2 rRNA genes are annotated in these 1,657 nt (G+C 51.7%); both read right to left on the reverse strand.

Features of this window, described 5'->3' with window-relative positions:
- A 23S ribosomal RNA gene (locus G9G53_RS25565) occupies positions 1–780 on the reverse strand; the annotation flags it as partial.
- Between the two features lie 353 nt (positions 781–1,133).
- A 16S ribosomal RNA gene (locus G9G53_RS25570) occupies positions 1,134–1,657 on the reverse strand; the annotation flags it as partial.

The following is a 1,657-nucleotide window of genomic DNA, read 5'->3' on the forward strand; positions in this document are numbered from 1 at the left end:
GGCCTCCAGTGCGTGTTACCGCACCTTCACCCTGGACAGGGGTAGATCACCCGGTTTCGGGTCTACGTCCACGTACTCATTCGCCCTATTCAGACTCGCTTTCGCTGCGGCTTCAGCTCTTCACCTTAACCTTGCACGGGAACGTAACTCGCCGGTTCATTCTACAAAAGGCACGCCATCACCCCTAGATCGGGCTCTGACTTCTTGTAAGCACACGGTTTCAGGATCTATTTCACTCCCCTTCCGGGGTGCTTTTCACCTTTCCCTCACGGTACTGCTTCACTATCGGTCGCCAGGGAGTATTTAGCCTTGGCAGATGGTCCTGCCGGATTCATACGGGGTTTCACGTGCCCCGCACTACTCGGGATCCGTCTCGGAGAGAACAAGTTTTGAACTACAGGGCTTTTACCTTCTCTGGCGGGCCTTTCCAGACCTCTTCATCTAACCGGTTCCTTTGTAACTCCATGTGAGACGTCCCACAACCCCAAGGAGCAAGCTCCTTGGTTTGGGCTAATCCGCGTTCGCTCGCCGCTACTGACGGAATCACTATTGTTTTCTCTTCCTCAGGGTACTTAGATGTTTCAGTTCCCCTGGTCTGCCTCTCACTCACCTATGAATTCAGTGAGTAGTGACTGTCGATGAAGACAGCCGGGTTTCCCCATTCGGACATCCCCGGATCAAAGCTTGCTTACAGCTCCCCGAGGCCTTATCGTTGTTCGCCACGTCCTTCGTCGGCTCCTGGCGCCTAGGCATCCTCCGTGTGCTCTTTGTAGCTTAACCTAGTATTTACATCGTAAATACGATTTGCTTTGAATTTCGGTTCAACACTTACGTGTGAATGAAATTCAAGGCAGCTACCTTTATTTCACTTGTTTACACAAGATCAGCTTAAAGGAATATTCTAAAACGCAATTTCGTTTCGGTATCCAGTTTTCAAGGTGCAATTCGCTTCATCGAAGCGAAACCCGATGAATATTTCGGTTCCACACGAATGTGTGAATGAAGTATTCGTCGAAGCTTGAGAGTTTGAGCTCTCAAAACTGAGCAACGAGTGAGTAACAGGCCTAAACCTGAGTTTTGAAGCTTACGCTTCATATTTGAATGTTTCCATCGCAGGAAACGATTCTCCATAGAAAGGAGGTGATCCAGCCGCACCTTCCGATACGGCTACCTTGTTACGACTTCACCCCAATCATCTACCCCACCTTCGGCGGCTGGCTCCCTTGCGGGTTACCCCACCGACTTCGGGTGTTGTAAACTCTCGTGGTGTGACGGGCGGTGTGTACAAGACCCGGGAACGTATTCACCGCGGCATGCTGATCCGCGATTACTAGCAATTCCGACTTCATGTAGGCGAGTTGCAGCCTACAATCCGAACTGAGACCGGCTTTTCTAGGATTGGCTCCACCTCGCGGCTTCGCTTCCCGTTGTACCGGCCATTGTAGTACGTGTGTAGCCCAGGTCATAAGGGGCATGATGATTTGACGTCATCCCCACCTTCCTCCGGTTTGTCACCGGCAGTCTGCTTAGAGTGCCCAGCTTGACCTGCTGGCAACTAAGCATAAGGGTTGCGCTCGTTGCGGGACTTAACCCAACATCTCACGACACGAGCTGACGACAACCATGCACCACCTGTCTCCTCTGTCCCGAAGGAAAG

Source organism: Paenibacillus sp. EKM206P, from assembly GCF_011066155.1.
GTDB lineage: Bacteria > Bacillota > Bacilli > Paenibacillales > Paenibacillaceae > Paenibacillus > Paenibacillus polymyxa_D.